Origin of the sequence: Clostridioides sp. ZZV15-6383, assembly GCF_020657735.1 — a bacterium.
Taxonomy (GTDB): Bacteria; Bacillota; Clostridia; order Peptostreptococcales; family Peptostreptococcaceae; genus Clostridioides; species Clostridioides difficile_D.
Genome location: NZ_JAGWCV010000138.1, coordinates 1 through 520, shown reverse-complemented (window position 1 = coordinate 520; position 520 = coordinate 1). Strand labels below are relative to the sequence as shown.

Below are 520 nucleotides of genomic sequence, written 5' to 3'. Positions count from 1 at the left end.
GAAGGATAAGATATAGTCTGTGCTTGCATGAAAGTGTAAGAAGTTCATAAGAGAACTGCATAGGTAGTAGCGAACTTATGTGAACGACAACCTCAAAAATGATAAAAGTTAAGATTTGCGTTTCTTATATATGTTATTTAAAAATAAATATAAAACCTTCAAAATACTTGTTTTAAGTAATTGCATATTTTAATATTATGATAGGTGATGAAAATGGAAGTTACTCATGGTAGAGGATATGCATATAGTATGTCAAATATAGACATCCAGTATTATGGGGAGACATCTTTGGAATCCTAGTTATTTCGTTGCTACTGTACCAGAAAATACAGAAGAGCAGATAAGAAAATATATTAATAATCAGAAAAAGCAAGTAAAGTGAGGTGGTAGTAGTGGAAAAAGCTTATAAGTTTAGAATGTATCCAAATAAAAAACAGCAAGAGTTAATTAACAAAACTTTTGGATGTTGTAGATTTGTATATAATAAGTATCTTGCTAAAAGAATAGAAGTTTATAAAAA

General features: G+C 28.5%; 1 protein-coding gene and 1 pseudogene. Both read left to right on the top strand.

The window, feature by feature from the left end:
- Positions 1–283 precede the first annotated feature (283 nt).
- Positions 284–382, top strand: a pseudogene (locus tag KGF42_RS19150) (transposase); the annotation flags it as partial.
- A gap of 1 nt (position 383) precedes the next feature.
- Positions 384–520: helix-turn-helix domain-containing protein (locus KGF42_RS19145; protein ID WP_159462672.1), on the top strand; the 137-nt coding region annotated here is incomplete at its 3' end.